The 26,142-nt window shown below is 61.3% G+C and carries 27 protein-coding genes, 1 rRNA gene and 1 pseudogene; 10 read left to right on the top strand and 19 right to left on the bottom strand.

Translation table 11 applies throughout. From position 1 onward, the window contains the following. Positions 1-88: ribosomal RNA gene (gene rrf / locus ACNFCJ_RS18025) — 5S ribosomal RNA — on the top strand; the annotation flags it as partial. A gap of 90 nt (positions 89-178) precedes the next feature. Here rrf and ACNFCJ_RS18020 read toward each other — a convergent pair. From ACNFCJ_RS18020 to ACNFCJ_RS17965, 12 genes and pseudogenes are all read right to left on the bottom strand, one after another. Next, a pseudogene (locus ACNFCJ_RS18020) lies at positions 179-570 on the bottom strand (IS66 family transposase); the annotation flags it as partial. A 250-nt stretch (positions 571-820) separates the two neighbouring features. Beyond that, positions 821-1,534, bottom strand: coding sequence for a trypsin-like peptidase domain-containing protein (locus ACNFCJ_RS18015; RefSeq protein ID WP_416772819.1), 714 nt, complete (start codon positions 1,532-1,534; stop codon positions 821-823). A 196-nt stretch (positions 1,535-1,730) separates the two neighbouring features. Beyond that, positions 1,731-4,214 carry a glycerol-3-phosphate 1-O-acyltransferase PlsB gene (gene plsB / locus ACNFCJ_RS18010; protein ID WP_416772817.1) on the bottom strand — a complete coding sequence of 828 codons (2,484 nt, stop codon included), beginning with the start codon at positions 4,212-4,214 and terminating at the stop codon, positions 1,731-1,733. A 152-nt stretch (positions 4,215-4,366) separates the two neighbouring features. Next, positions 4,367-4,777: a hypothetical protein gene (locus ACNFCJ_RS18005; protein WP_143502221.1), complete on the bottom strand. Its 411-nt coding sequence runs from the start codon at positions 4,775-4,777 to the stop codon at positions 4,367-4,369. Positions 4,778-4,870: 93 nt separating this feature from the next. After that, a complete protein-coding gene (locus tag ACNFCJ_RS18000; protein ID WP_416772815.1) occupies positions 4,871-5,713 on the bottom strand; it encodes an EamA family transporter in 843 nt (280 codons plus the stop codon). A gap of 141 nt (positions 5,714-5,854) precedes the next feature. Beyond that, positions 5,855-6,070: a hypothetical protein gene (locus ACNFCJ_RS17995; RefSeq protein ID WP_258867410.1), complete on the bottom strand. Its 216-nt coding sequence runs from the start codon at positions 6,068-6,070 to the stop codon at positions 5,855-5,857. Continuing rightward, on the bottom strand, positions 6,070-6,237 hold the full coding sequence (locus ACNFCJ_RS17990; RefSeq protein WP_395503494.1) for a hypothetical protein: 168 nt from the start codon (positions 6,235-6,237) through the stop codon (positions 6,070-6,072). Before ACNFCJ_RS17990 ends, ACNFCJ_RS17995 begins: the two co-directional genes overlap by 1 nt. Positions 6,238-6,405: 168 nt before the next feature. Continuing rightward, complete coding sequence (locus tag ACNFCJ_RS17985) at positions 6,406-7,011, bottom strand: hypothetical protein (RefSeq protein WP_115291109.1); 606 nt, start codon at positions 7,009-7,011, stop codon at positions 6,406-6,408. Positions 7,012-7,127: 116 nt separating this feature from the next. Continuing rightward, positions 7,128-7,616: a DUF695 domain-containing protein gene (locus ACNFCJ_RS17980; RefSeq protein ID WP_395503496.1), complete on the bottom strand. Its 489-nt coding sequence runs from the start codon at positions 7,614-7,616 to the stop codon at positions 7,128-7,130. A gap of 55 nt (positions 7,617-7,671) precedes the next feature. Continuing rightward, on the bottom strand, positions 7,672-8,220 hold the full coding sequence (locus ACNFCJ_RS17975) for a tetratricopeptide repeat protein (protein WP_416772813.1): 549 nt from the start codon (positions 8,218-8,220) through the stop codon (positions 7,672-7,674). A gap of 733 nt (positions 8,221-8,953) precedes the next feature. Beyond that, positions 8,954-9,172: a hypothetical protein gene (locus ACNFCJ_RS17970; protein ID WP_416772811.1), complete on the bottom strand. Its 219-nt coding sequence runs from the start codon at positions 9,170-9,172 to the stop codon at positions 8,954-8,956. Positions 9,173-9,262: 90 nt separating this feature from the next. Next, positions 9,263-9,958, bottom strand: coding sequence for an AbiV family abortive infection protein (locus ACNFCJ_RS17965; RefSeq protein WP_244918585.1), 696 nt, complete (start codon positions 9,956-9,958; stop codon positions 9,263-9,265). Positions 9,959-10,439: 481 nt separating this feature from the next. Between ACNFCJ_RS17965 and ACNFCJ_RS17960 the strand changes: the two genes are divergently transcribed. From ACNFCJ_RS17960 to ACNFCJ_RS17940, 5 genes are all read left to right on the top strand, one after another. Next, positions 10,440-11,363: an ABC transporter ATP-binding protein gene (locus ACNFCJ_RS17960; protein WP_416772809.1), complete on the top strand. Its 924-nt coding sequence runs from the start codon at positions 10,440-10,442 to the stop codon at positions 11,361-11,363. After that, positions 11,360-12,091 (top strand): ABC transporter permease subunit, encoded by a 732-nt coding sequence (locus ACNFCJ_RS17955; RefSeq protein ID WP_416772807.1) that lies wholly within the window; start codon positions 11,360-11,362, stop codon positions 12,089-12,091. Before ACNFCJ_RS17960 ends, ACNFCJ_RS17955 begins: the two co-directional genes overlap by 4 nt. Positions 12,092-12,100: 9 nt before the next feature. After that, complete coding sequence (locus ACNFCJ_RS17950) at positions 12,101-13,927, top strand: Gldg family protein (RefSeq protein ID WP_416772806.1); 1,827 nt, start codon at positions 12,101-12,103, stop codon at positions 13,925-13,927. A gap of 147 nt (positions 13,928-14,074) precedes the next feature. Continuing rightward, positions 14,075-15,067, top strand: a complete 993-nt coding sequence (locus tag ACNFCJ_RS17945; protein WP_416772805.1) for a DUF4340 domain-containing protein — start codon at positions 14,075-14,077, stop codon at positions 15,065-15,067. Positions 15,068-15,297: 230 nt separating this feature from the next. Next, on the top strand, positions 15,298-15,507 hold the full coding sequence (locus tag ACNFCJ_RS17940) for a cold-shock protein (RefSeq protein WP_004423973.1): 210 nt from the start codon (positions 15,298-15,300) through the stop codon (positions 15,505-15,507). 373 nt (positions 15,508-15,880) lie between these two features. Here the strand turns inward: ACNFCJ_RS17940 and ACNFCJ_RS17935 are convergent, their stop codons facing one another. The 3 genes from ACNFCJ_RS17935 to dapE are packed head-to-tail and all read right to left on the bottom strand — an operon-like array spanning position 15,881 to position 18,224. Beyond that, on the bottom strand, positions 15,881-16,252 hold the full coding sequence (locus tag ACNFCJ_RS17935; protein WP_093050498.1) for a hypothetical protein: 372 nt from the start codon (positions 16,250-16,252) through the stop codon (positions 15,881-15,883). Positions 16,253-16,257: 5 nt separating this feature from the next. Continuing rightward, positions 16,258-17,085, bottom strand: a complete 828-nt coding sequence (locus ACNFCJ_RS17930; protein ID WP_416772803.1) for a putative RNA methyltransferase — start codon at positions 17,083-17,085, stop codon at positions 16,258-16,260. Continuing rightward, entirely contained in the window at positions 17,082-18,224 is a 1,143-nt protein-coding gene (dapE, locus tag ACNFCJ_RS17925; protein WP_416772802.1) for a succinyl-diaminopimelate desuccinylase, read from the bottom strand. Before dapE ends, ACNFCJ_RS17930 begins: the two co-directional genes overlap by 4 nt. Positions 18,225-18,567: 343 nt before the next feature. On the opposite strand from dapE, the gene tcdA reads away from it, so the two are divergent. The 3 genes from tcdA (at position 18,568) to ACNFCJ_RS17910 (ending at position 20,831) form a co-directional block, all read left to right on the top strand. Continuing rightward, a complete protein-coding gene (gene tcdA, locus ACNFCJ_RS17920; protein ID WP_179544440.1) occupies positions 18,568-19,377 on the top strand; it encodes a tRNA cyclic N6-threonylcarbamoyladenosine(37) synthase TcdA in 810 nt (269 codons plus the stop codon). A gap of 150 nt (positions 19,378-19,527) precedes the next feature. Continuing rightward, on the top strand, positions 19,528-20,322 hold the full coding sequence (locus tag ACNFCJ_RS17915) for a substrate-binding periplasmic protein (RefSeq protein ID WP_416772800.1): 795 nt from the start codon (positions 19,528-19,530) through the stop codon (positions 20,320-20,322). Between the two features lie 38 nt (positions 20,323-20,360). After that, positions 20,361-20,831, top strand: coding sequence for a DUF1456 family protein (locus ACNFCJ_RS17910; protein ID WP_416772799.1), 471 nt, complete (start codon positions 20,361-20,363; stop codon positions 20,829-20,831). Positions 20,832-20,856: 25 nt separating this feature from the next. On the opposite strand, the gene ACNFCJ_RS17905 is transcribed toward ACNFCJ_RS17910, so the two are convergent. The 4 genes from ACNFCJ_RS17905 to ACNFCJ_RS17890 all read right to left on the bottom strand — a co-directional run bounded on the left by ACNFCJ_RS17905 (position 20,857) and on the right by ACNFCJ_RS17890 (position 24,197). Next, on the bottom strand, positions 20,857-21,270 hold the full coding sequence (locus ACNFCJ_RS17905) for a SufE family protein (protein ID WP_416772797.1): 414 nt from the start codon (positions 21,268-21,270) through the stop codon (positions 20,857-20,859). A 118-nt stretch (positions 21,271-21,388) separates the two neighbouring features. Then, positions 21,389-22,594 (bottom strand): aminotransferase class V-fold PLP-dependent enzyme, encoded by a 1,206-nt coding sequence (locus tag ACNFCJ_RS17900; RefSeq protein WP_416772795.1) that lies wholly within the window; start codon positions 22,592-22,594, stop codon positions 21,389-21,391. Positions 22,595-22,776: 182 nt separating this feature from the next. Then, complete coding sequence (gene dapD, locus ACNFCJ_RS17895; RefSeq protein WP_416772794.1) at positions 22,777-23,811, bottom strand: 2,3,4,5-tetrahydropyridine-2,6-dicarboxylate N-succinyltransferase; 1,035 nt, start codon at positions 23,809-23,811, stop codon at positions 22,777-22,779. Positions 23,812-23,849: 38 nt separating this feature from the next. Beyond that, positions 23,850-24,197, bottom strand: coding sequence for an ArsC family reductase (locus ACNFCJ_RS17890; protein WP_143505237.1), 348 nt, complete (start codon positions 24,195-24,197; stop codon positions 23,850-23,852). A 152-nt stretch (positions 24,198-24,349) separates the two neighbouring features. On the opposite strand from ACNFCJ_RS17890, the gene ACNFCJ_RS17885 reads away from it, so the two are divergent. After that, complete coding sequence (locus tag ACNFCJ_RS17885) at positions 24,350-25,984, top strand: Na+/H+ antiporter (protein ID WP_143505238.1); 1,635 nt, start codon at positions 24,350-24,352, stop codon at positions 25,982-25,984. Positions 25,985-26,142: the final 158 nt, after the last annotated feature.

The raw sequence follows: 26,142 nt of genomic DNA, 5'->3' as shown, positions 1-26,142 counted from the left end.
CTGATCCCATCCCGAACTCAGTAGTGAAACGACGCATCGCCGATGGTAGTGTGGTGCTTCACCATGTGAGAGTAGGTCATCGTCAAGCTCCTATACGAAACCCCAGATCGCGAAAGCGGTCTGGGGTTTCTTCTTTGCAAGCGCTCCATAAACCCCGTCCTGGCGGACGGGGTTGTTTTCAGCAAGCAGAGGCAGAAGCTGGCGAGCAGTTCCACGCCAGCAGCGCTTCGTAGTCTTCGACGCTCTGTGCCGCAGGCAGGCGTAGGGCTCCTGCCCGTTGGCTTTCGCAGTTTCGATCAGGCTGTAGATCTGCGCGCTGGCCGTGGCACCCTTGGGTGTGTCGCTGAACAGCCAGTTCTTGCGGCCGATGACGAAGGGACGGATGGCGTTCTCGGTGCGGTTGTTGTCGATCGGTAGATGCCCGCCTTCGATGTAGCGCACCAGCCTGCTCCAGTTGCTGGCTAGGTAGTTCACCGCCTTGCCCAGGGCCGTCTGCCCAGTGACCTGCGGCTGGGTTTTGTCCAGCCAGGCCTTGAGTTGGTCGAGCAGGGGCTGGCTGCGTTGCTGGCGGACGTTGAGGCGTTCGCTATGTATGCGCTCCATAGACCCCATCTTCAACTGACCTCTCCGTATCCCGGATGCTGGGCTCCCTATTTTCCCGTGGAGTTCCGTCATGATGCGTCCCGACGCCAATCCGAGGCCGGTCGAGCGTCAGAAAAGCTATCGCGGCTAAAGCCCCTCCCACAGATCCCGCTGTGGCTGTGGGAGGGGTTTTAGCAGGGTGATTGCTCGGTTTACGTACGGGCGATGGGCAGGCTGATCACTCCGTCAGCGTCATCAGAATATCGGCATACCAGGTACAGTTCAGACCCAGCGCCTCGTCCTGATCCTCGTCGCGATTGCCGAGCAGGCGGGTTGAGTGGATGCCGAGTAGATGCCAGGGCAGGTCGCCATCGACGCTGGCGCGCTTGACTACGGGCGCGCCACTGATGCCGCGATGGGTGCGGCCGTCGGTGAGAAAGTAACCCAACCCTTGAAAGCGCAGACCGAAAGAGGAGGCCAACCCGGCGTGACGCGCCACCGGCATGCGGTGCAGGGTGTCCTGAAATCCCAGCGGGAAGCCGACCACCAGCAGCGTCGAGCCAACTTCTACATGTTCATCGGCTTGTAGCAGGTGCTGCGGGGTGAAGGCCTGGTAGGCGCCGCCGTTGGGAAGAGCTGCCTGATCCAGTTCGATCACCGCCACATCGATCTCGCCCGCGCCATCCATGCCTTGTCGCCACAGCCGCTGCTCGCCGTCATACAGTGGGATGGCGAAGCTGACGGTGCTGGCCAGGTTGTCGGCATCGGTGTGCAGTTCGATCTGCAGGCTGTCCGGCTGGTGGCCACTGGGTTCGTCGAGGACGACATGGCGGCTGGTGACGAGAAACAGCCGTTGCTCCCGGCGGAAGAAGAAACCACTGGCGTTGGTCAGTATCTGCCCCGCGGCCAGGGTGGTGATGCGTGCAGCGCTCAACATCAGGGAGTCGATCATGGCCAGGGCCTCCTGCCGGTATGTGGTCTATCACTGACTGCCAAAGCCGTGACAGGTTCGTCTGGTGATCTCGAGCCGGCGCCATGGTGGATGTAACACGTGACATCCATCCGAGGCAGTAGCGGGGCGGTAGGGTGCGCTGTGCGCACCGGTGACTAAGCTGATTCGAAGGTGCGCACAGCGCACCCTACACACATCACGGCGCGGCCGGTTCATCCTCGTTACGATCCAGTGCCACCTGGCGGATCGACAGGCGAATCTCCGCTGGCAGAACGCGCTTGGCGGCGCCTTCGGCCAGCTCGCTGAGCAGCGGGTGATGGCTGAGCTTGCCGGCTTCGTCCTGACGCAGCACGCCCTGATCCAGCAGGCTCTGGATAAAGTGGCGGAACAGGCTCTTGTCGAAGAACTCCGGCGCATTTAGACCATGCAGGATCGACAGGCGCTGAGCCATGACCGTGCACAGGTCTTCCAGCTCCTCGGCGCTGATCGCGTTCTGCCCGGCGTTGAGCAGCAGGGCGATGGCCATGTAGAAGCGCTGCAGGGTCTGCGCCACCGAGCGCGAAAGCAGCGTCAGCAGCACGAACTGGCGTGAGCTGGGCGCCGGGCGCACGTACACGTCGCCCTCGACCTTGAGCAGGCCCTGCTCGACGAACGCCGCCAGCCACTGGTCGATCACGCCTTCCAGCTCGCTCTGTTCCCAGCGGATGAACAGCTCGGACTGCAGATACGGATACAACGCGCCGGCGTAGCGCAGGATCTGCTCGCGGCTGATCCGCGCGCTGCTCTGGAAGAAGCTCGCCAGCAGCGCCGGCAGGGCGAAGATGTGCAGCACGTTGTTGCGGTAGTAGGTCATCAGGACGGCATTCTGCTCGTCCAGATAGAGAATCTTGCCCAGCGCATCCTTCTGCTCGGCCAGCAGATCCATGCCCTTGACGTGTTCGATCAGCGCCGCGCCGTCGCCTTCCGGCAATGTGGTGTGCGGCGAGTAGGGCACAGCGCGCAGCAGCGCCAGATACAGGTCGAGCACACGCGCCAGGGCGCGGTCGTCCAGGGCCAGCTTGCTGGTGGAGAGCAGCGCCAGGGCCACCAGATTGACCGGGTTGATCGATGCCGCCTCGTTGAGGTGACGCGCCACGCGCTCGCCCAGGCGGTTGGTGGTTTCATTGAGCCAGGCTGGGCGGTACTGCGGGCCAAGATCCTGCTGGCGCCAGCCGGGTTGCTGCTGGTCGAGGAATTCGGCCAGCTTGATCGGCTCGCCGAAGTTTACCGAGACCTGGCCGAAGCGCTGCTTGAGCGCGCCGAGCACCTTGAACAGGTCGAAGATCGACTCCTTCTTCTTGCTCGCGCCGCGCAGCTCGCCCAAGTAGGTGCGGCCTTCCAGCACGCGCTCGTAGCCGATGTACACCGGCACGAAGACGATGGGCAGGCGGTTGCTACGCAGGAAGCTGCGCAGGGTGATGGCCAGCATGCCGGTCTTCGGTCGCAGCATGCGCCCGGTGCGCGAACGGCCGCCCTCGACGAAGTACTCGACCGGGAAGCCCTTGCTGAACAGGGTGTGCAGGTATTCGTTGAACACCGCCGTATACAGCGGGTTGCCCTTGAAGGTGCGGCGCATGAAGAAGGCGCCGCCACGGCGCAGCAGACCGCCGATCACCGGCATGTTGAGGTTGATGCCGGCAGCGATGTGCGGCGGCGTCAGGCCGTTGCGGAACAGTAGGTAGGACAGCAGCAGGTAGTCGATGTGGCTACGGTGGCAGGGCACGTAGATCACCTCGTGGCCCTGGGCGATGTCGCGCACGCCTTCGACGTTGTGCACCTTGATGCCGTCGTAGATCTTGTTCCAGAACCAGGAGAGCACCAGTTCGAGGAAGCGGATCACCGTGTAGGTGTAGTCCGAGGCGATCTCGTTGCCGTAGCGCAGCGCCTGGGCTTCGGCCTTCTCAAGGCTGATCTTCTCGCGCTCGGCTTCCTCGGCAATCGCCTGGCGCACCATCGGGTCATGTACCAGGCCCTTGACCAGATTGCGTCGGTGCGAGACGTCCGGGCCGATCACCGCCGCCTTCTGGTTACGGAAATGCACACGCAGGATGCGGTGCACCATGCGCAGGGTACGCTCCTGGCCCTTGTCCTGTTCGACCAGCTCGCGCAGGTGAATCGGCGTGGAGAACTGCACGCGTGTCTTGCGCCCGAGAATCAGGATGCTGACCAGGCGGCGCAGGCGCCCGGTGACGGCCCAGCTATCGGCGAACAGTAGCTTCCAGGCGCTGGTCTCGCGATCCGGCGACTGCCCCCAGAACACGCTGACCGGCACGATCTGTGCGTCGTCCACGGCATGCTGGCTGAGGGCGCTGACCACGCGATCGAGGGTTGGCGAAATGCCGCGTTTGTCCTGGCGGCCGAACCAGTCCGGTTCCGGCGTCAGGTAGAAGAAGGCGGCGGGCTCGATATGCTCCCCGACGGCCACTGGCAATACCGGGCGCGGCAGGCCGGCCTTGGTGCATTCTCGGTCGACCACCGCCAGATCGCTCACCGAGGGCTGCTGCAGCACGTAGAACACCGGCTTGCTGCGGTCGAGCTTGAGGGTGAAGGCGGACTGGTTGATGGTTTCCGAGCGTACCCAGAGGTACAGCAGGCGGCGCAGCGCGCTGAAGGCCATGCGGCGGAAGGGGGAGCGGGTCATACGGACTCTTGCATGCGGGAGCGAACAGGCGCTCGGGAGGCGCATAGTTTGCCGCAAGCCTGGGCAGCGGGCAAAACTCTTGTGTTCGGCAGGAGGTGTGCCGCGAGTCGGCAGCGGGCTGAGGTTAAGCGCTTCCGGCCTGCATGCTGCTCTCAGCCGAGCAGCGCATAGTCGAGCAGGTACTGGCTAGTCGTGAACAGCGCCGCGATCAGCCCCGCCAGGCCGGCGCAGATAAGTGCCTGTTGGGTGCCAGTGGTAACGGTGCTTATCTTCTGAATGAAAACGATGAACCCGGCGACGAACAGGCAGGCGGTATAGGGAATGGAAAACGAAGTGGTGCCGGGGATTGCGATATTGGCAGCGAGTATGGGCGCTGACGCCAGGAGGAAGATCAGAAATGACAGCAGGCTGGCTTGTAGCATGGTCCAGTAGGGGCGCTCGATACTGGCTTTCGGATTCTTGCCGAAGATCTTGAGTGTGAATCCACCCAGGAGAATCAGGTAGCACCACATCAGCGGTGCGATAACGATGGCAATCAGAAAAAACGGCGGTGCTGACGTCACGGGTATTCCAGGGCTCCGGCTGAACGCAGGGTGCAAGGTAGCATGAGGTTGTAAGCGTGAGCAGACTCTGTTTGCGCAGAGCACTGCCGCTTTTCAGGCCAGTTTCATCACCACGACACCGGCGGCGATCACCACGCAGGCCAGCAGGCGAATCGGTCGCAGCGACTCCTTGAGCAGTACCATCCCCAGCAGTACGGCGAACACCACGCTGGTTTCGCGCAAGGCAGAGACCAGCGCCACCGGCGCCTGGGTCATGGCCCAGATCACGATGGTGTAGGCGGCCATGGACATCGCCCCACCGGCCAGCCCGCCGCGCCAGTGCGGCCCCAGTTGCAGAAAGGCGCGCGGCCCACGGCTGATGGCCAATACCGCGGCCATCACCACACCGTTGACCGTGAACAGCCACAGCGAATAGCTCAGCGCGTCACCATTGTTGCGGGCGCCCATGGCATCGCTGAGGGTGTAGCCGGCGATGAACAGCGCCGTCATCAGCGCGCAGAACAGCATCGCCCCTTGTGGCGCCTTGTGCTGGCCGCCGCGCAAGGCCATCAACCAGATGCCCAGCACCAGTACCAGCAGCCCCAGCAACTGCATCGTGCTCAGCCCGTCTTGCAAGAACAGCAGCGAGAGCAGGGCCACCATCAGTGGCGAGCTGCCTCGTGCAATCGGGTAGACCTGGCCCAGGTCACCGTACTGGTAAGCGCGGGCAAGGAAGAAGTTGTAGCCGATGTGCAGCAGCGCCGACAGCGCGATCCAAGGCCAGGCCGTAGCCTGTGGCAGGGCTACAAATGGCAAGGCGCAAAGCGCCACCAAGCCAGCACCAATCTGGATCAGGGTGGCGGTGAGGAAACGGTCCAGTCCGATCTTGAGCAGGGCGTTCCAGCCGGCATGCAAGGCAGCGGCGGCGATGACGGCGAGAAAGACCGTGGTTTCCAAGAAGGGCCTCTGACTAGGGAATCAGGTGGTGCTGCTCGAAGCGCAGTAGCATCGCTGACGCCTGTGACAAAAAGAAGACTACCGGCTACTCATGGGCAGCGTCGATACAAGCGAACGGACAGTGCCGCTAGCCAGCGCGTGTCAGGCCACGGCCTGTCGCCGCGCACTCAGCAGATAGAGCAGGGTGAACACGATAACCAGCACGTCCAGAACCACCGCTGCAGCCGCCTTGGCCAGATACGCCTGACCGTGAACGATCAGCAGTGACACGAAGACGGCCTTGCTCAGCGCTGCAATGACGGCACAGAGAACCCGATGCTTCGGGCTCAGCGCGCCATAAATCAGCAGCACGCCCATCAGCCCGACCAGCTGCGAATGACCAGAGATTGCAACTGCCCGTCGAAGGACGCACCGAACATCGACTGCAGCGCCTCCTGCGGTGCGAACAGACCGTAGAACATCGTGGCGGTAAGCACACCGGACACCAGCATCAACCATTTGAAATGACGTGCGATAAGACCCATGGCGGTTCCTTCCTTTCCGGTGTTGGCGGCATGCATCTTAGCCTTGAAACGAGTGCATCACCTGAGATGAAGCCGCGGTCGGGTCATTGCACATCAGGGCCGGAACGCAGCTTCTATATCGTTGCAGGGCCTTGTCAGCGCTCCGTGGCGGCATCTCGGCAGAGGTGTTCATGCATCGCTGAAGTCGAAGTACAGGGTGTTCGACCAGTTTCCAAGCCCGAGGCCGTAGAGGCTGGGCATCACGTCGTGCGCGGGTGGCTCAGACTTGGGTTTACGGCCGAGCAGCCTGGACAGGAGGCCGGCGGGTTTGGGTGGCGCCACAGGAGGTGGCAGCAAGGATTGCAGCGCCCGGTCCATTTCAGGCGCCAGATCGTTCAGCTCCTCCAGCAGCGCCAGATTCTGCTCGAAGAGGGGCTCGTCACCCATGTCGAAAATTTCACCGCACTCCAGCACCAGGTACTGGTTCTGGCTCTCTGGCTTATGCAGGAACTCGAGGGCCTCGGCAATCAACGGTTGAGCTTCGGGATGGTGTATCTGCGACAGGAAGGCTTCGAGGTTTTTTACACCGCTGGCGTAATCACCTATCAGGGCGATTTCCTCGGAGTTGTCCCAAATCGAGGAGGGGCAGGTTCTCGGGGCGCCGGAGAGAAGAATCTTGAATACGATGGGTATGTCGTAGTTCCACTCCGAGATGCCAATGAGCTTGCGGCCACTGGCCTTGGCGCTCGGCCCCGGAATGACATTGGTGGAGTAGAGATAGCTGCGGTTGGCCACGGTGATCGTTCCAAATCTCGAGGTTCTTTGTGAGGCAGCCTCCAGGCTGCATCAGTGCAGGTAGAGCATCGGCTGCCATCCGTCATGCAACCGGCTCCGGTGGGCGTCGGGCAGGCTCAGTGCACGGTGCTCATGCTCTGGTGAAGCTTGGCCAGGTCGCTCCAGTCGCGGTCTTCGTAGAAGTTGATCTCGATGGGGTAGACCGGATGATCGCTCAGCGCCTCGTTGACGTTGGCCATGAAGGCTTCGCGATCCGCGATATAATAGACGAATTCCTTCAGGCCGTTGCCGGTTGCCGTATAGGCATCCAGATAGAGCGTGCCGTTGCCGCCTATCGTTTCCAGCCCATCTTCGAGCCGGATCATTTCCTTGTTGATCTGCGCTGGTGGCAAACCGTTGTTTCCCGATGCCTCGTACTTCCAGGAAATGACCGTCAGCCAGGGCATTTTCTGCTGGATGTTCAGGGGCGGAGCGTCGGCGATGAATTTATAGATGATTGGTTTGCCTTCGACCGTTGCCTTGGCGACTGACCAGATGCGTTCTGTGGATGCCATGGAAAATGCTCCCGCTAAAAAGAAACACAACAGAAAGAGGGCGGTTCTCATGATGTTCGGTCATGCCATTGAAGTGAAGCGATGGGCAACCTCCTGACCCGATTGGCTATAGGTATTTGAGCGTGACATTCAGCTTCTTGTGGCAATCCAGCGTTTGTGGATCCTGTTCACCCAGCTGTTTGGCGAAGATGTCACAGGCTATCTGCAGATGCTCGTTGGCCTTCTGGTATTGCCTGGACCGAATCATCGCCCAGCCCAGGTTGCCATTGGCGATGCCGATATTGAGATGTTCGGCCGGGTAGTGCCGCTCGTCCACTTCCAGCGCTGCTCGAAGTGATTCCAGACCTTTCTGAAATTGACCATCGAAGACGTAGGCCTGGCCGAGGTATGTCCAGCGGCCGCCGAGGAGGGGGTCATCAGGATCGAGGGTCTGATCGATATCCAGCGCAGTCTGGAAATAGGGAATCGCTGCCTTGTAGTCCTGGCTTTCCAGTAGGCGTACGCCGATCTCGTGGCTGAGGAAGGCGAGCGATTGCTTGTGCAGGTAATCGCCGGTCTTTTCCAGGTTGTAGCGTTCGATCATTCTGCTCAGCGACTCGTCGGCTAGAGCCCAATGGGGCAGCAGGCAGATCAGGAAAAGTATCACTACGCGCATGCATCATCCTTTTGCATAACCAAACGACCAAGCCGCAACAGGCGTGAGGCTCCGAACGGTGTGGGTAGGAAGCTATTCCATTTCCAAGCCGACTGTCCACGCCGAGTCGACGCAGTGCGGTAGACCTGGAGGCCGCTAACCTTTGCAGGAAAACGACGTGGTACAGGACTCTAGCATCGCTTGAACTCTCAAGTGGGAGTTACGCCTCATCCAAAAAATGCAACCGCTAGTGCTGAAGGTCCAAGCAACTTTCGGTAGACGCCAATGGCGAGCGTAAGAGTTCAATTACCTTGGGAGTGTGGATTGTGCTTGGGCCAAAGTCAGAGTTCCAGCCTCTAAGGGAGGCAGCCAGATAGGGTGTGTAACCCTCTTTGCAAACCCAAATGACTTTGAGCACCATCGCTTCGCCTAACAAGCCACTTACAATAAATTTTCTTTTGGGATCAAGACGTATTTCGCCTCTCTCGTTGCTGCGTGCCAAGATGCCGGGCGTTTGCCCTTCAAGACGGTCGTAAACAAAGGCGCCCTCCAATGGTTTTTTACTGGTGGAGTCAATAACTGTTGTTTTCAGTCCATCGTGCACAATAACTGTTCTTGGAATACAACCTTGTAGCAATAGTAGGCATGCAATAAGCCAGAGTAGCGGGGTTTGCATTCGGGACCTAAAGTTTGGTTAAGGGACGGGCTTTAGCCCGTCCCAAGTGAGCGAAGCGAACGGCTTGAACCAGATGTGTTATGTTTCACTGCCTCGTTTCCAAAGCTGGCCTTCGCGCACCACCTTGCAGTGGTAGCAACCACTCTCTTTGCCGTTGATGTTGTACCACTTATGGCTGCCTCCTGCCTGCTCGCAGTCGAGCCCCTTGGTAGCAATGCCCAAATCAATAAGGAGCCAGGGCAGATGGCTTCTGAGCCAGGTTCTAAAGCGATAAGGTCCGCCGGAATACTGGGGCATCGGCACACTTTCCTTGTGGCACTTAACGTTTGGTTAAGGGGCGGGCTTTAGCCCGTCCCAACGAGCGAAGCGAGTGATTTGAACCACTTGTTAGATTTTTGGGAATGCTACGCCGTTTTCAATAAAATTTTTCATTGAATTGACCCCGCCTTCTTTGAGTCCCGCATCCTGCATTGCTGCATACCATGTTATTAAGGCCTCTTTCATGGCATTAAAGTCAGTTTTCGGAGCTTTACCGACATGTTCAATCCATAACTCAATTTCTTTTGTGGTAACTTCGCTCTTGCCTGCAAGGAGTTTTGCTGTTTGGACAAGTGATTTGGAGAGCTCTTCGTTGACGACAACACTAGGTATTGACCAGTTTTTATTTCCTAGGCAATCCGTATAAAAGCCTAATTGCTTTAGCTGATCAAGGATGAAGGGATGCTCTGCATCTTCATCGAACAGAGAGCGAAGGTCTTCTAGCTTCCTTGCCCCTTTTATTGCAAGCTCAGGAAGTAACCACTGGACATTTTTACTGGTATGAGAGCGGTAATTTTTCCAGCTAGCTTTGATTTCTTCTGCGGTACTGGCCGTTGAGAGTTGACGTAGGATTGAAACCTTTCCGGACTCCTCAATCGATAGGGCTGCGAGCGATGCCGCAGTTGGAAAGCTTCCTGTCTCCAGCAGCTTCTGAGCATCGTTAGCTAAACGCATGGCGTTTGCTTTGGCTGCGTTCATGCCGGCTGCAATTTCTGATGCAGATAATTTGCCTTTATATGGATCAAGTTTCTTCTGGGTTGGCATAAAAATCTAACAGTGATTAGACGGAAGGCGGTACTAACGCGATAGTAGAGCCTTCCATCTAACTCCGCACCATTATCATGGTTGCCCTGGGAAATTCTTTTTAAAATCATGGCATTACCAGCCAGCTCCTGATCCGTGGGCGTATTCGCTTGACTTCCTCTTTTGCCTCATTGCTTACAGTTGCTCAAAAAACATCCAGAACACCCTGTTTGTGTTCCGCGCGCTAAGCCTTGAACGCCCAGGCCATATATCCATCGGCAAATGGCGCTTCGCCATGGGGTGTTGAGTTTTGGCATGAAGCTATCCAATCGCCGAAGCTATATTCCTTTTACTGCTTGTTGCAACCTGCTGACTGAACTTTTCAGTTTTGCTACGGTCTTGCCCTCGTCCGGGCGTGTGCTTTTCCACGTCCGGCGTTCTTGCGGCCTGCGCTTTAGCGATGGTTTTGCTGAGCGCAGGCCATTCGCGACGGTGAGAGGCCATGATCGATATAAGAAACCTGACCAAGCGTTTTGCGCAGCACACGGCAGTCGATGACCTGTCGTTCCAGGTCCAGCCAGGGGAGGTGCTGGGCTTTCTCGGTCCCAACGGGGCCGGCAAATCCACCACCATGAAGATGCTCACCGGCTTTCTCGCGCCGACCTCCGGTACGGCGAGCATCCTCGGTTGCGATATCCAGACCCAGACTCTCAAGGCCCAGCGGCAGATCGGTTATCTGCCGGAAGGCGCGCCGTGCTATGGCGACATGACGGTGCGTGGCTTTCTTGGGTTTATCGCCGAGGTGCGCGGTTTTCGCGGCGCCGAGAAGACGCTTCGCGTGCAGCGCGCTGTGGAGCAGGTGGAGCTGGAAAAGGTGCTGGAGCAGAGCATCGAGACGCTCTCCAAGGGCTTCAAGCGCCGCGTCGGCCTGGCTCAGGCAATCCTGCATGACCCGCGCGTGCTGATCCTCGACGAGCCTACAGACGGCCTCGACCCCAACCAGAAACATCAGGTGCGCCAGCTTATCCAGGGGCTGGCGCAGGACAAGATCGTGATCATTTCCACGCATATCCTCGAAGAGGTCACGGCGCTGTGTACCCGCGCGGTGATCATCGCCCATGGCCGCTTGCTGGCTGACGGCACGCCGTTGGAGTTGGAGAGCCGTTCGCGCTACCACCAGGCGGTGACGCTGGTGGCCGATGAAACGCTGGATCAGGCAGCCCTGGCGGCGCTGCCGGGCGTCGCCGATGTCGAGGAAAACGCCCGCGAGCACAGCCTGAGCGTGCTGGCGCAGCCGGGCGAAGTGATCTTCCCGCAGGTCAATGCGCTGATTGCCGAACGCGGCTGGAAGGTCAAGGAACTCAACGTGGAACGCGGCCGCCTGGATGAAGTGTTCCGCACGCTGACCCGGGGAGAGCAGCCATGACCCAGTTGCCCGTGATCTTCAAGCGCGAGCTGGCGAGTTACTTCGCCACGCCGCTGGCCTATGTGTTCATCGTCATCTTCCTGGTGCTGTCCGGGGTGTTCACCTTCTACCTGGGCGGCTTCTTCGAGGGAGGGCAGGCCAATCTGTCGGCCTTCTTCAATTTCCACCCCTGGCTCTATCTGTTCCTGGTGCCGGCGATTGCCATGCGCCTGTGGGCGGAGGAGCGCAAGTCCGGCTCCATCGAGCTGCTGATGACCCTGCCGATCACCCGCTTCGAGGCGGTCACCGGCAAGTTCCTGGCAGCCTGGGTGTTCGCCGGTATCGCGCTGTTGCTGACCTTCCCGATGATCATCACCGTCAACTACCTGGGCGAGCCGGACAATGGCGCCATCGTCACCGGCTACATCGGTAGCTGGCTGCTGGCCGGGGCTTATCTTGCCATCGGCTCGTGCATGTCGGCGCTGAGCAAGAACCAGGTGATCGCCTTCATCCTCGCGGTCAGCGCCTGCTTCCTGTTTATCGTCAGCGGCTTTCCCATGGTGCTCGACGCCTTCGCCTGGGCGCCGCAGTGGCTGGTGGACGCCGTCGCCTCGCTGAGCTTCCTAGTGCGTTTCGATGCCATCAGCAAGGGTGTGATCGATCTGCGCGACCTGCTGTATTTCCTCTCGCTGATCGCTGCCTGGCTGACCGCCACCGCCGTGGTCATCGACCTGAAGAAAGCCGACTGAGGAGCGCCCATGAAAAAGCTGATCTATTCCGGCGCCGGGCTGCTGCTGATCGCGGTGGCCTTTGTCGCCTTCAACCTGCTGGCTGGCCTGGGTCTGGGCGGTGCACGCCTGGACCTGACCGAGCAGAAGCTCTACACCATCTCCGATGGCACCAAGCAGATCCTGGGTGAGCTGGACGAGCCGATCAATCTGTACTTCTTCTATTCGGACAAGGTGGCCAAGAACCTGCCAGCGCTGCGCACCTACGCCCAGCGCGTGGAAGAAATGCTCAAGGCTTACCAGGCCCAGGCCGGCGGCAAGATCCGCCTGCACATCATCGACCCCGAGCCGTTCTCCGAGGACGAGGACAAGGCCGCCGAGTTCGGCCTGCAGGGCATCCCGCTGCAGCAGGGTGGTGACTCGATCTACTTTGGCCTGGCCGGCACCAATGCGCTGGACGACACCCAGGTGATCCCGTTCTTCGCCTTGGATCAGGAGGAACATCTCGAATATGAGCTGAGCCGGCTGGTGCAGAGCCTGGCCAAGCCGGATCTGCCTGTGGTCGGCGTGCTTTCCGGACTGCAGATGACCGGCGGCTTCGACATGATGGCGCGGCAGCCGACGCCGCCGTGGATGGTGCTGGAGCAGGTGCGTCAGTTGTTCCAGATCGAGAACCTCAGGACCGATATCGACCAGATTCCCGAGAAGGTCTCGGTGCTGTGGTTGGTGCATCCGAAGAATCTGCCCGAGCAGACCCTGTATGCCATCGATCAGTTCGTGCTGCGCGGCGGCAAGCTGATGGTGTTCGTTGACCCATACGCGGAAGCGGACAGTGGTGACATGCCGGGCGAGGTGGCGGTGGACAAGGCCTCTAACATCGAGGTGCTGTTCAAGGCCTGGGGTCTGCGCATGGTGCCGGACAAGGTCCTCGGCGATGGCTCCTATGCCATGTCGGTGAACATGGGGCAGGGACAGCGCCCGGTGCGTCATGCTGCCTGGCTGAGCCTGCCGCGTAAGGCGCTGGATCAGGCCGATATCGCCACCGCCGGGCTGGAGAGCGTCACCGTGGCCACTGCCGGCATTCTCGAGCCGTTGGAAGGGGCGAAGACGCGTTTCACGCCGCTGATGCAAAGCTCCGAATACGCCATGCCCTTCGACGTCCAGCGCTTTGCCATGCTCAGGAACCCCGAGGAGCTCATCCGCGAACTGGAGCCGGCCGGCGAGCGCTACACCATCGCTGCGCGTATCGACGGTCCGGCGCAGAGCGCCTTCCCCGATGGCATCGAAGGGCGCAAGGACGGGCTCAAGCAGGCGGACACCATCAACGTGATCGCGGTGGCCGATACCGATATCCTCAGCGACCGCATGTGGGTGCAGGTGCAGGACTTCTTCGGCCAGCGCATGCCGCAGCCATGGGCGGATAACGGCAGCTTCACCATCAATGCGCTGGACAACCTGACCGGCTCCGAGGCGCTGATCAGTGTGCGTTCGCGTGGTCGCTTCAGTCGCCCGTTCGTGGTGGTCGAAGAGCTGCAGCGCGCTGCCGAACAGCGTTTCCGTGACAAAGAGCAAGCCTTGCAGGCGCGCCTGGCCGAAACCGAACAGCAACTGGCGGCGCTACAGCAAAGCGACGATCCAAACCTGGAGCTGACGCCTGAGCAGCAGGGCGCGTTGCAGCGCTTCATCCAGCAGAAGCTGGAGATTCGCAAGGAGCTGCGTGAGGTGCGCTACCAGCTCAATGCCGATATTGAGGCGCTGGGCCGCACGCTGAAGATCATCAACATCGCCCTGGTGCCGGCGCTGCTGACCCTGGGCGTGTTGGCGTTGTGGCTATGGCGTCGTCGCCGTCGCGCTTGACGTTGATCTGTGGGAGGCACTTCAGCGAGACCATCGCCGCGAAGTGCCTCCACCAATGTCTGGTTTTCTAGAGGCCCGCAGGTGCGCGGTGCGCGGTGCGCACGGCGCACCCGACGTGGCTTCACTCTATTCAAGGGTGAAAAGATCATGGAACGCAAAGGTCTGATCGCATTGATCGTCATCGTGCTGCTTTGTGTGCTGGGTTACCTGGCCGTGCAGCACAGCCAGCAGCAGAACGTGGCGCAAATCGAGCAGGCGCCTTGGCTGGCGGCCGAACAGGGCTACCTGAACACCTTGCAGGCGCTGGAGGTCGAGCTGCCGGGGCAGCCGTCGGTGCGCATCGAACGCCGCGACGAGCAATGGGTGGTGCCGGCCAAGGCTGACTATCCGGCTGCACCGCAAGCGCTGGCGGAACTGCTGCGAGCGCTGCGTGAGGCACGCAGCATCGAGGCCAAGACCGCCAACCCGCAGTGGCATGCTCGTTTGGGACTGGCCGAGGAGGGGGCGGCTGATGAGCAGGCGCTGCGTCTGAAGCTGCACTTCGACGGCCATCCCGACCTGGGGCTGCGCTTGGGTAATCCGTCTCAGCAAGGCAGTGGGCAACTGGCGCGTCGTGCCGGCGAGGATCAGGTCTGGTTGATCGACCAGCAGTTGCAGGTGCCGACTCGCGAGCTGGACTGGCTGGACCGACGCATCAGCGACATTCCCTTTACCGCTATCGCGCGTGTGGAGTTGCGCTATGCCGACGGTGAAAAGCTCACGCTGAAGCGTGCCGATGCCCAGCAATACAACTTCTCCGTGGAGGAGCTGCGCAAGGAGCAGAAGCTCAGCTTCGAGGGTGCGGCCAATAGCATCGCCCTGGTCTTCTCCAACCTGCAGTTCGCCGACGCCGCACCATTGGCGCAGATAGGTTTCAAGCAGGCGCCGATGCTGCAGTTCAGTCTCAGCGGTTTTGCCGAGGAAAAGCTCGAAGGCGCGTTGTTCAAGCAGGGTGAACAGTATTGGTTGGTGCTTGGCGGGCGTGAAGGTTTCACCGCCGCAGAGGTGAGTGCGCGCAGTGACTGGGCATATCGACTGGAGTCTGATCAGGTGCAGCGGCTGGCGAAGAAGTTGCGCGATCTGTTAGTCAAAAGCTCGTAAAACAAGCTGTAACCTGCATATCTTCTGGGTTCTTGGCGGTTTTTAACAAAGTGCTTTTCAGTCACAATTCATGCTTTATACTCGGCCTTCGGCTGCAGCAAGAACGCGAATCGCTTGACCTGCTCCATGCTCGATTGCCGGGGGTGGCGAACGCTGAGAAGACCGTTTTTACCGAGCCGTCAAAGCGCCTTCGGGATAATAAAAACATAGCGAGTTTGGAGAAGTTGGTAATGGCAGATCGTGAGACGGGAACCGTCAAATGGTTCAATGATTCCAAGGGTTACGGGTTCATTCAGCGCGAAAGCGGCCCGGACGTATTCGTTCACTACCGCGCTATTCGTGGCGATGGCCACCGCACCCTGGTCGAAGGCCAGAAGGTCGAGTTCGGTGTGACCCAGGGCCAGAAAGGCCTGCAGGCGGAAGACGTCTCCGCGGTCTGAGCTCCCGCTCGACATACAACAAGGCCCGTCGATGACGGGCCTTGTTGTTTATGGCGTATCTTGAGCCACTAGGGCCTGGATCACTGTGGCCCGGATGGAATCCGGGAAGCGCGCTGATCTCTCGGATTTCATCCGGGCTACGGGCGGAATTCATGATCCCAAACAGCCTTGCGTAGGAGTCCCGCCCCGGTGTGAAGCTTTGTCACCCTGATTCGCTGTCGATTCAAAAATCTCGTAGCGTGAGACCTCTGACCCTCTCCCGCCCTTCGGGCACCCTCGGCTTTGGCATCCTGCGTCGCCCTACCTCCTGCATCCATGCAGTCGTCTCCCGCAAGTGGGAGAGGGTCATCAGATGGCCGCCAAGCGGCCGCTTTTATTCAGTACGCCAGACGATCTCGGTTTCGCCATCGGCGTCGACCTTGATCCAGCGATCAGCTTCCTCATCGCTTTCATCTTCTACCCAGGTGCCCGGTGCGCAACGCACTTGCACGCCGAGCGCGGCATGGGCGGCGCGGGCGCAGGCCAGGTCGTCGGCCCAGGGCGTGGCGTCGCTTTCCAGATACAGGCTGTGCCATTTGCCCACGGCTTTCGGCAGCCAGGTCACCGGCACGTCCCCGGCCTTGCACTTGAAGGTCTGGCCCTTTTGCTGCCAGTCGCTGCAAGGGCCCAGGGCTTCACCCAGCCACTGAGCTACGGCGTCGCGTTCGGCGTCTTTCAGGTAGATCTCGATATCAGGTTGGCGCATGGCTTTCAGTCCTGAGAGCGTGGGCTCTGGGTTTTGACGATCCAATCGTAGCGGATGGCGACGGTAACTTCGAAGGGCTCGGCGATGACCGCTTCGCGGCGTTCGGCACTGGCGCGCCAGCCGTGCGGGGTCATTGCCAGCAGATCGGCGCGAGCCTGTGCGTCGGCCAGATGCAGCGGGAATTCGAGGGTCTCGCTGTGGGCCAAGTGCATTCCGGGCGGAATCAGCGCCAGGTGCTTCTCGTCGTCGTAGTCGCGCACCTCGTCGTACAGCTTCTGCCGCAGCTCCATCAGGTGGCCACGGGTCGGGCCCATACGCAGCAGGCCGCCACCGGGGGCGAGCAGGCGTTTGGCCTCGTTCCAGTCGAGTGGGCTGAAGACGCTGGCGAGCAGGCTGCAACTGGCATCGGCCAAGGGCACGCGGGCCATGCTCGCCACCAGCCAGTTCAACTGCGGAGCACGTTTGCACGCGCGTTTGACCGCCTCACGAGAGATGTCCAGGGCATAACCGTCGGCGGCGGGCAGGCCACGGGCGATCTGTTCGGTGTAGTAACCCTCGCCACAGCCGATATCCAGCCAGCGCGCCGGCTTGTAGTCGGCAGCCAGTGCGGCCAGACGAGCAGCCAGCGGCGCGTAGTGGCCAGCGTCGAGAAAACGCCGGCGGGCCTCGACCATGGCGGCGTTGTCGCCGGGGTCACGACTGTTCTTGTGTTGCACCGGCAGCAGGTTGTAGTACCCCTGGCGCGCGCGGTCGAAGCTGTGCCGGTTGCTGCAGATCAGGCCGCTGTCACTCGGCACCAGCGATGTCTGGCAGATGGGGCAGATCAGGCTCATGCCAGCAACTTCACCATGGTCTGGTAGTAAACCTCGGTGAGCAGGTCCAGATCGCTGGCCAGTACACGCTCGTTGATCTGGTGGATGGTGGCGTTGACCGGGCCGAGCTCGACCACCTGGGTGCCGAGGGTGGCGATGAAGCGCCCGTCCGAGGTGCCGCCAGAGGTCGATGGGGTGGTGTCGCGGCCGGTGACGGCCTTGATGCTGGCGGCCACGGCGTCCAGCAGGTCGCCCGGCTGGGTAAGGAAGGGCAGGCCGGACAGGGCCCACTCCAGGTGGTAGTCCAGGCCATGCTTGTCGAGGATGGCGGTGACGCGCTGCTGCAGTTCTTCGACGGTGGATTCGGTGGAGAAGCGGAAGTTGAACACCGCTTTCAGCTCACCAGGGATGACGTTGGTCGCACCGGTACCGGAATTGAGGTTGGACACCTGGAAGCTGGTCGGCGGGAAGTAGTCGTTGCCGTGATCCCAGTGCTCGGCGGCCAGTTCGGCCAGCGCCGGAGCGGCCAGATGAATCGGGTTCTTCGCCAGGTGCGGGTAGGCGACGTGGCCTTGCTTGCCGTACACGGTCAGGGTGCAACCGAGCGAGCCGCGACGGCCATTCTTGACCACGTCACCGAGCAGGGTGGTGCTCGACGGTTCGCCGACGATGCACCAGTCCAGGCGCTCGCTGCGCTCGCGCAGGCGCTCGACCACGGCTTTGGTACCGTGCTGGGCCGGGCCTTCTTCATCACTGGTGATGAGAAAGCTGATGGCGCCCTTATGCTTCGGGTAGTCGGCGACGAAACGCTCCACGGCGATGATCATGCTCGCCAGGCTGCCTTTCATGTCCGCTGCGCCACGGCCGCAGAGCATGCCGTCTTCATCCACGCGCACATCGAACGGCTGGTACTGCCAGGCGTCCAGCGGGCCGGTTGGCACCACATCGGTGTGGCCGGCGAAGCACAGTACCGGGCCGTCACCCCCGCGCTTGGCCCAGAAATTCTCCACCTCTTCGATACGCATGTGCTCGACCTCGAAGCCGCAGGCGGCCAGGCGGCGCATCATCAGCTCCTGGCAACCTTCGTCGACCGGGGTCACGGACGGGCGGCGGATCAGGTCGAAGGCGAGGTCCAGGGTCGGGGTGAGGGGGGCGGTCATGATGGCTCCGGTACGACAGCTAGCGTGAAGGCTGGCCATCTTAAAGCAAAAGTCGTTATCGATCAGGTGATAAGGCGCGCCGTACGGCATCTTCGCCATAAAAGCGGCCTGCTGCGACTGGCCGACGGCTGACCTGCATGGCGGGCTTGGGTGGGCAGGTGGCTATCTCTATAATGCGCCGCTTCGTTCAGGGCACCTCTAAAAACTACCTGCGTTGCCATCGCTGCGTTAAAAACAGGCTCAAAATGCTCATTTACAGCACGTAAACTGCGCTTTTTCGCCTGTTTTTGCCTTGCACTGGCTGCCTCGCTTACGTTTTTAGAGGCGCCCTTCAGGGGGTGAGATGAGTACAGACGATCAACGCTTCGGCGGCATAGCCCGGCTCTACGGCCAGGAAGGCTATCAACGCCTGGCGGCCGCGCATGTGGCGGTAGTCGGCATCGGCGGCGTCGGCTCCTGGGCGGCCGAGGCGCTGGCGCGCTCGGGCGTGGGCGAGATCTCCCTGTTCGACTTGGACGACGTCTGCATTACCAACACCAATCGCCAGGTGCATGCTGTCGAAGGTGCGGTAGGCAAGGCCAAGGTCGATGAGATGGCCGCGCGAATCCGCGCTATCAACCCGGCCTGCGTGGTGCATGCGGTGGCGGATTTCGTCACCCGCGAAACCATGGCCGAGTACATCACCGAGCAGCTCGACGGGGTCATCGATTGCATCGACAGCGTGCCGGCCAAGGCGGCGCTGATCGCCTGGTGCAAGCGGCGCAAGATTCAGATCGTTACCACCGGTGGCGCGGGCGGGCAGGTCGATCCGACGCAAATTCAGGTTACCGATCTGAACAAGACCTTCAACGATCCGCTGGCGGCCAAGGTGCGCAGCCTGCTGCGTCGCGATTACGGTTTCTCTCGTACACCGGGACGCACCTACAGCGTGCCCTGTGTGTTTTCCACCGAGCAGCTGCGCTATCCCAAGCCGGACGGCACGGTCTGCCAGGCCAAGGGATTCGTCGGAGAAGGCGTGCGCCTTGACTGCGCCGGCGGCTTCGGTGCGGTGATGATGGTCACCGCCAGCTTCGGTATGGCTGCAGCGGCCAAACTGGTGGACAAGCTGGTGGCTGGCGCACGCCGCCCGGCGGAGCGTCTGCCCAAGGCTTGAAAAAAACCGGCCATGCTTCGTTTGACTATGCTGGGGCGAGATGGGAGAGGTTGCCGTAACAGACAGGGAGAGGTCGCAGATGATTCGTATCAGAGGTGATTTGTGTCGTACCTGTTTTGTAGCGTCTCTCTGAAAAGACGCTGGGCACGGATGTTCGCCTCCCTGGCGTTGCCTTTGTTGTGGGTGGCGATGGGACCGGTTCAGGCTGAACCTAAGAAGTTGTTTATCGGTACCGGCGACTGGGCGCCTTACGTCGATCAGGAGCGTGGTGATGGTGGTGCTCTGGCGCGTCTGATCAGCGCTGTCTTTGCAGAGGCGGGCTATCAGGTCGAGTATGTCTTTCGTCCCTGGGACCGCAATGTGCTGATGCTGCAGCAGGGGCAGTTGCACGCGATCATGCCCTATAGCTGCAGCCCCAGTCGGCTCAATTACGGCATTTGTAGCGACCCGCTGGTGCGCGGAGAGATCGTCCTGTTCCATCGTCGCGAGCAGGCGTTCGACTGGACCACGGTCGAGGATTTACTGAGCTACCGCATTGGCACGACTCTGGGTTACTCCTACGGCCCGGCGTTCGATGCAGCGTTGCAGGCCGGTCGGCTCAACGTCGAGCAAAATGGCAAGGAAGACACCAGCTTCCGTCTGCTTGAACTGGGGCGCATCGACTTGCACCCGCAGGATCGTGCGGTGGGTTACGCCATGTTGCGCCGGCTGTTTCCAAAAGACGGCGGTAACATCATTCACCATCCGCGTCAGCTCAATACAGAGCCTTTGCGCCTGTTGTTTCGCAAGGATGATCCGGAAAGTGTCATGCTGTTGCGCAAGTTCAATGCCGGGCTGCGTGAGTTCGCCAACCGTGGTGATCTGCAGCGACTGCAGCAGGCACTCAACTCCGGCGATGCCGATGACTGGAAACCCAGCCAGTCAACTCCGCTGGCGCGAGATTGAACGGCACTCGCCGAATTCCGTTCTCAAGAGTCTTCTGCATGCTCAATAACGATGTACTGCGCAGCCTGCGCTATCTGTTAGACGTCAGCGACGCCAAGCTGGAAGACCTCTGCCGGTTGGCGGATTATCCCGTCGAGCCGGGTTTGATCTCGGCCTGTCTGTTGCACGAGGACGAGCCAGGCTATCGCTCGTGCAACGATGTGCTGCTGGCGCACGTGCTTGAAGGCCTGGTGTTTTACAAGCGTGGCAAGGACGACAGCCGGCCGCGCTTGCCGGTGGAAAAGCGCCTGACCAACAATCTGATCCTGAAGAAGCTGCGCGTGGCCTTCGAGCTGCGTGACGATGATATTCAGGCCATTCTGCAAGCGGCTGACCTGCCGATGACCAAGACCGAGCTCAGCGCATTGTTCAGGGCGCCGGGGCACAAGCATTTTCGCGAGTGCGGCGACCAGATTCTGCGCAATTTCCTGCGGGGTTTGACCTTGCGTGAGCGGGGCAAAGGCGCCTAACCGCTTCGCCCGCGAAGCGTGGGGCTCAGGCTGGTCGACCTGCCAGCTCGCGCATACGCTGCAGCACGGCATTGAGACCATTGCTGCGTGATGGCGACAGTTGTCTTTGCAGCCCTAATTGGTTGAACCAGTCGACCAGATCGACACTGGCCAGCTCCGCGCGAGGCAGACCGTCGACCCGCGCCAGCAATACGGCAAGCAGGCCGCGTAGCAGGCGGGCGTCGCTACTGGCGCGAAAGTGCAGATGTTCACCGCTGCGCTCGGCGATCAGCCAGACCAGGCTCTCGCAGCCATGCACACGGTGCTCGTCGACCCGCTCGGTGTCGCTCAATGGCGCCAGGCGTTCACCCCATTGCATCAGCAGGCGCGCGCGCTGTTCCCAGCCGGGGCAGGCGGCAAAGGCTGTCAGTGCTTCCTGAGCAGCGACTGGCAGGCTCATGGCGAGAGACTCCCGTAGCATGTAGGAGCGGCTGGGCGGCATTCCGTTTCAGCCGCGATGGTCCGGGTGCCGATATTCGCGGCTGAGGCCGCTCTTGCGACGAAGCATTGGCCGCGCTTCACCGCAGCAGCTCCAGGGCGTTATCCAGGGCGCTGAAGAAGCGCTGCAGGTCCTCGCCATCGTTGTACAGACCGAGCGAGACACGTATCGCACCACTCAGGCCCCGACTTTTCATCAGTGGCATGGCGCAGTGGTGACCAGCCCGTACGGCGATGCCCTGTTCGCTGAGCAGGTGCGCCAGGTCGGCGTTATGTACGCCGTCGACGCAAAAGCTGGCCAGGGCCAATTGAGGTTGGCCCAACAGGCGAACACCGTCACGCGCCTGCAGGCCGGCCAGCAGTTCGGCATGCAGGGCCGCCTCATGACGTGCCACGGCTGCGTGATCCAGGCCGTTCAGCCAGTCCAGTGCAGCGCCCAGTGCGATGACCGCAGAAACCGCTGGTGTGCCGGCCTCGAAACCCAGTGGAGCAGGGCGAAAGCGCGCCTCATGGTAGTCGGCGTCGAGCACCATCTCGCCGCCGAATTGCCAGTGCTGCAATTGGCCCAACGCTTCGCGGCGGCCATATAGCAGGCCGACGCCATCCGGGCCGTAGAGCTTGTGCGACGAGCAGACGTAGAAGTCGCAGCCCAGCGCTTGCAGGTCATGACGACCATGCACCGCGCCCTGAGCGCCGTCGACCACAGTGAGGGCGCCTTGCGTGCGCGCCAGTGCCAGCAGCTCGTCCAGCGGCTGCCAGCGACCCAGTACGTTGGACAGTTGCGAGACTGCCAGCAGGCGGGTGCGTGGGCTGATCAGTCGGGCCGCTTGATGCAGGTCGATGCTGCCGGCGTCATCGAGCGGAAGGACCACCAGTCCCAGGCCGCGACGCTTGGCCAGTTGCTGCCAGGGCAACAGGTTGGCGTGGTGTTCCAGTGCGCTGATGACGATCTGCTCGCCCGGCTGCAGCAAGTGCTCGAGGCCGTAGGCCAGCAGGTTCAATGATTCGGTGGTGCCGCGGGTAAAGATGATCTCCTCGGCGCTGGCCGCATTCAGCCGCTGCGCCGCCTGGCTGCGTGTCGCCTCGAAGGCACGGGTGGCGCGCTCGCCTGGCAGGTGCTGGGCGCGATGCACGTTGGCCACGCCGCTGGCCAGGAAGCCGAGCAAAGCGTCCAGCACCGCCTGCGGTTTTTGCGCAGTAGCAGCGCTGTCCAGATAGGTCTGGCCTTCGGCTGCGAGGGCGAGAATGCCGGGGAAATCGGCACGCCAGGGGGAGATCAGTGACATGATTGCTTCCAGAGATCATCTGGCAGTTAAAAGTTGGGTTTAACGTGTCGCGAGCGACGGCCAGACAAGGCGCGATAAGGCGAGGAACGGTCGGAGTCGCGGGCGACTTTACTGGTCTGATGACCGATCCGAGCCTTATTGCAACGCAGTATGGGCTAGCGCAGCAGCGTTAAACCAACTTTTCAGTTGTGGGCGTGCAGGGCTTCGTTCAGCTCGATGGCCGACTTGTGGGTCTTGCACTCCACGGCGCCGGTCAGCGAGTTGCGACGGAACAGCAGATCCGGCTGGCCAGCCAGGTCGCGTGCCTTGACCACCTTGACGAGGGCGTTGCCCTCGTCGAGCAGGTTCACCTTGGTGCCGGCAGTGATGTACAGGCCGGCTTCGACGGTGTTGCGGTCACCCAGCGGGATGCCGATACCGGCGTTGGCACCGATCAGGCAGCCTTCGCCGACGCTGATAATGATGTTGCCGCCACCGGACAGGGTGCCCATGGTCGAGCAGCCGCCGCCCAGGTCCGAACCCTTGCCGACGAATACGCCAGCGGAAACGCGGCCTTCGATCATGCCCGGGCCTTCGGTGCCGCCGTTGAAGTTGACGAAGCCTTCGTGCATCACGGTGGTGCCTTCGCCGATATAGGCGCCCAGACGCACACGGGCGCTGTCAGCGATACGCACGCCGGTCGGTACCACGTAGTCGGTCATTTTCGGGAACTTGTCCACCGAGAATACTTCCAGCAGCTCGCCCTTCAGGCGCGCTTCCAGTTGGCGTTCGGCTAGTTCGCCGAGGTCGACGGCGCCCTGGCTGGTCCAGGCGACGTTGGGCAGCAGCGGGAAGATGCCGGCCAGGCTCAGACCGTGCGGCTTGACCAGGCGATGCGACAGCAGGTGCAGCTTGAGGTAGGCCTCCGGGGTGCTGGTCAGGGCGACATCTTCAGCCAGGAAGGTGGCGACCAGCGGATTGTTGCTTTCGGCCAGGCGGGTCAGCAGCGCCGCTTGAGCAGCGTCCACGCCTTTCAGGGCTTCGGCTAGATCGGCGGCTTGCGCAGTGGTAAAGGTGATGGCCTGGTTGCCGCCTTGATAGCCGAGCTTTTCGGCGGCCTTGGCCACCAGCTCGCTGGCCGGGTTGAGCAGCGGCAGGGCGTAGAAGACTTCCAGCCAGTTGCCCTGGCGGTTCTGGGTGCCAACACCAAAGGCGATGCTGTAAAGGGAGGTGCTCATTAAGATGGGTTCCTTGCAACGAAATCGGGTGAGAGTGATCAGGCCAGCGCGGCTTGGTAGTTATCCGGCTTGAAGCCGACCAGGGTCTTGTCGCCCAGGTCGAGTACCGGACGCTTGATCATCGATGGCTGGGCCAGCATCAGTTCGATGGCCTTGGCCTGGTCGAGATCGGCTTTCTGCGCATCGTCCAGCTTGCGGAAGGTGGTGCCGGCACGGTTCAGGATGGTCTGCCAGCCATGCTCGTTGCACCACTTTTCCAGGTTTGCACGGTCGATTCCGGCGCTCTTGTAGTCGTGAAAGGCATAGTCGACCTGGTGTTCATCGAGCCAGGTTCTGGCCTTTTTCATCGTGTCGCAGGCCTTGATGCCATACAGGACGTAACTCATTGATCTTCCTCTGATGAGTGGCGTGCCGGAAGGTCCGGTAAATACGGCGGGCCATTATGCCACGTCGTGTCCTTGCATGGCGGTGGCTGTCGCTGCGATGTGTTACGGCGCTAGAATCATGGCCTCCCGCTCGTTCCCGCCGGTTCCACGCCATGCAATTGCTCTACACCATTCTGACCATGTTGCTGGTGGTCAGTGGCACCCGCATTACCGCCCAGTTCATTCCCCTGCCATTGCCGCTGCTGCAGATTCTGATCGGCGCGCTGCTGGCGATTCCCGTGCTGGGGCTGCATGTGCGCCTCGAGCCTGAGCTGTTTTTGCTGCTGTTCATCCCGCCGCTGCTGTTCGTCGATGGTTGGCGCATGCCCAAGGGGCAGTTTCGCCAGTTGCGCACGCCGATCCTGCTACTGGCCTTCGCCCTGGTGTTTTTCACCATCCTTGGCGCCGGACACTTCATTCACTGGCTGTTGCCTCAGGTGCCACTCGCTGCCTGCTTCGCGCTGGCCGCCGTGTTGTCGCCGACCGACGCCGTGGCGGTGTCGGCGATCACCCATGGGCGCCTGCCGAGCACTTTGAACAATTTGCTGCAGGGCGAGGCGCTGATGAACGACGCCTCGGGCCTGGTGGCGTTCAAGTTCGCCGTGGCAGCGACCCTGACCGGTGTGTTCTCGATTACCGACGCGAGCGTGCAATTCCTGCTGGTGGCCTTCGGTGGCCTGGCCGTTGGTGTGGCCCTGAGCTACCTGCTGGGGCGTTTGCGCGCCTGGATGATCGCCCGTGGCTGGGAAGACCCAGCGCCGCACGTACTGTTGCTGTTGTTGTTGCCATTCGCCGCCTATGTCGCCGCCGAGCATCTGGGGCTGTCCGGTATTCTTTCCGCAGTAGCAGCGGGGATGATGCAGAGCCGCCTCGATCTGCTGCCCAGGCAAACCTCCACGCGCCTGCTCAATCGCAGCGTCTGGACCTTGCTGGAGTTCACGTTCAACGGCCTGATCTTCCTGCTGCTCGGCTTGCAGTTGCCTGACATTCTCGATGCCGCGCTGGGCACGCATGAGGCGCCCTGGCTGTTCGGCCTCGAGGCGCTAGGCATGGTGGTGGCGATCTACGCGATTTTGATGCTGCTGCGTTTCGTCTGGGTCTACGGTTACTGGCGGGTTTCCGGGGCGGTGCGCCGCCTACGTGGCGAGCCGACGCGTTTCGCCGGGCAGTCCCGTATCGCGCTGAGCGCAGTGCTGACCTTGGGCGGCGTGCGTGGGGCGGTAACCCTGGCTGGGGTGATGTCGCTGCCGTTGCTGCTCAACAGTGGTCAGGCGTTTCCCCAGCGTGATCTGCTGATTCTGCTCGCCGCCGGGGTGATCCTGCTCTCGCTGCTGGTGGCCAGTGTGGCTTTACCGCGAATATTGCCGCGCCTGCCTCAGGACAATGCGGCTCTGCGTGAGCGTGAACTCAATCGTCATCGTGCAGTGATACTGGAGTCGGCAATTCGCTACCTCGAATCCGAGGACGAGCGCGCGGCCAATGCCGAGGGCGCGATTTCCTCGGCGGAGGTCAAGGCCCGGCTGATGAGCGAATACCGCGACCTGCTCGAGCGTGCCCGCGACGGAGAGGAGTCGCGGGAGCAGCAGCGTGAAGTGGATCGTCTGGAATACCGCCTGCGCCTGCAGGCACTGCGCACTCAGCGGCTGGAGCTGTACCGCATGCGTAAGGACAACGAACTGGATGACGACATGCTGACCGAGATTCTGCGCGATCTGGATATCGCCGAGGCGCGTCTACACAATAGCTGAGGCGCCTGCGTTCATTCGTAGGGCGGATTCAGGTACGAAGCGAACAATCCGCCGGGCCCTGCCTCGGCAGCGGGCAGGGGGGGCGGGTTGCACCCGCCCTGCGGGCTCAGGCCCCACCCGTAGTCAGGTTGCTGTGGGAGGGGCGTTAGCCGCGACTA

The sequence above is a fragment of the Pseudomonas sp. NY15364 genome (genome assembly GCF_048068235.1).
GTDB classification, from domain to species: Bacteria; Pseudomonadota; Gammaproteobacteria; order Pseudomonadales; family Pseudomonadaceae; genus Aquipseudomonas; species Aquipseudomonas mendocina_D.
Note: the sequence above shows the minus strand (reverse complement) of the source record. Positions and strands in the feature narration are given on the sequence as shown.

Bases quoted from the DNA above. Each gene is read 5' to 3' on its own strand.
- ACNFCJ_RS18015 (WP_416772819.1), bottom strand. From the start codon at position 1,534: ATGATCGACTCCCTGATGTTGAGCGCTGCACGCATCACCACCCTGGCC.
- plsB (WP_416772817.1), bottom strand. From the start codon at position 4,214: ATGACCCGCTCCCCCTTCCGCCGCATGGCCTTCAGCGCGCTGCGCCGC.
- ACNFCJ_RS17995 (WP_258867410.1), bottom strand. From the start codon at position 6,070: ATGGGCGTGCTGCTGATTTATGGCGCGCTGAGCCCGAAGCATCGGGTT.
- ACNFCJ_RS17990 (WP_395503494.1), bottom strand. From the start codon at position 6,237: ATGGGTCTTATCGCACGTCATTTCAAATGGTTGATGCTGGTGTCCGGT.
- ACNFCJ_RS17980 (WP_395503496.1), bottom strand. From the start codon at position 7,616: ATGAGAACCGCCCTCTTTCTGTTGTGTTTCTTTTTAGCGGGAGCATTT.
- ACNFCJ_RS17975 (WP_416772813.1), bottom strand. From the start codon at position 8,220: ATGCGCGTAGTGATACTTTTCCTGATCTGCCTGCTGCCCCATTGGGCT.
- ACNFCJ_RS17970 (WP_416772811.1), bottom strand. From the start codon at position 9,172: ATGCCCCAGTATTCCGGCGGACCTTATCGCTTTAGAACCTGGCTCAGA.
- ACNFCJ_RS17965 (WP_244918585.1), bottom strand. From the start codon at position 9,958: ATGCCAACCCAGAAGAAACTTGATCCATATAAAGGCAAATTATCTGCA.
- ACNFCJ_RS17960 (WP_416772809.1), top strand. From the start codon at position 10,440: ATGATCGATATAAGAAACCTGACCAAGCGTTTTGCGCAGCACACGGCA.
- ACNFCJ_RS17955 (WP_416772807.1), top strand. From the start codon at position 11,360: ATGACCCAGTTGCCCGTGATCTTCAAGCGCGAGCTGGCGAGTTACTTC.
- ACNFCJ_RS17950 (WP_416772806.1), top strand. From the start codon at position 12,101: ATGAAAAAGCTGATCTATTCCGGCGCCGGGCTGCTGCTGATCGCGGTG.
- ACNFCJ_RS17945 (WP_416772805.1), top strand. From the start codon at position 14,075: ATGGAACGCAAAGGTCTGATCGCATTGATCGTCATCGTGCTGCTTTGT.
- ACNFCJ_RS17940 (WP_004423973.1), top strand. From the start codon at position 15,298: ATGGCAGATCGTGAGACGGGAACCGTCAAATGGTTCAATGATTCCAAG.
- ACNFCJ_RS17935 (WP_093050498.1), bottom strand. From the start codon at position 16,252: ATGCGCCAACCTGATATCGAGATCTACCTGAAAGACGCCGAACGCGAC.
- ACNFCJ_RS17930 (WP_416772803.1), bottom strand. From the start codon at position 17,085: ATGAGCCTGATCTGCCCCATCTGCCAGACATCGCTGGTGCCGAGTGAC.
- dapE (WP_416772802.1), bottom strand. From the start codon at position 18,224: ATGACCGCCCCCCTCACCCCGACCCTGGACCTCGCCTTCGACCTGATC.
- tcdA (WP_179544440.1), top strand. From the start codon at position 18,568: ATGAGTACAGACGATCAACGCTTCGGCGGCATAGCCCGGCTCTACGGC.
- ACNFCJ_RS17915 (WP_416772800.1), top strand. From the start codon at position 19,528: ATGTTCGCCTCCCTGGCGTTGCCTTTGTTGTGGGTGGCGATGGGACCG.
- ACNFCJ_RS17910 (WP_416772799.1), top strand. From the start codon at position 20,361: ATGCTCAATAACGATGTACTGCGCAGCCTGCGCTATCTGTTAGACGTC.
- ACNFCJ_RS17905 (WP_416772797.1), bottom strand. From the start codon at position 21,270: ATGAGCCTGCCAGTCGCTGCTCAGGAAGCACTGACAGCCTTTGCCGCC.
- ACNFCJ_RS17900 (WP_416772795.1), bottom strand. From the start codon at position 22,594: ATGTCACTGATCTCCCCCTGGCGTGCCGATTTCCCCGGCATTCTCGCC.
- dapD (WP_416772794.1), bottom strand. From the start codon at position 23,811: ATGAGCACCTCCCTTTACAGCATCGCCTTTGGTGTTGGCACCCAGAAC.
- ACNFCJ_RS17890 (WP_143505237.1), bottom strand. From the start codon at position 24,197: ATGAGTTACGTCCTGTATGGCATCAAGGCCTGCGACACGATGAAAAAG.
- ACNFCJ_RS17885 (WP_143505238.1), top strand. From the start codon at position 24,350: ATGCAATTGCTCTACACCATTCTGACCATGTTGCTGGTGGTCAGTGGC.